Origin of the sequence: Brevibacillus sp. SIMBA_040 (genome assembly GCF_046535075.1) — a bacterium.
In the GTDB taxonomy this organism is placed as follows: Bacteria; Bacillota; Bacilli; order Brevibacillales; family Brevibacillaceae; genus Brevibacillus.
Window position 1 is genome coordinate 1 of sequence record NZ_JAWRXI010000378.1, and the last position, 242, is coordinate 242.

The 242-nt window shown below is 62.0% G+C and carries 1 protein-coding gene; it reads right to left on the bottom strand.

Features of this window, described 5'->3' with window-relative positions; all coding sequences use genetic code 11:
* Nucleotides 1-242 (bottom strand): hypothetical protein (locus SB752_RS33170; protein WP_410719623.1); only part of this gene is annotated, 242 nt, incomplete at both ends.

Below are 242 nucleotides of genomic sequence, written 5' to 3' on the forward strand. Positions count from 1 at the left end.
GCAGTTGTTCGGTCCGTTGTTGGCGGTCGGATCGTTGGCGTCGCCCGGTTGGACCGCGCTCGTGGGACCTTTACCCCATATGGATTCGGCCTCCTCCTTGGCGACCACTCGCCAGCCCGGTTGCAGAGGCGTACTGGCTGGAATCAGGAAATATCCGCTCGCTTCGGTGTCAAGAGCCTTGTCCTTCGTCCAAAGACCGTCGCCCGCGAACACCGGATCCTGCACGTGATACCGGCCATTGG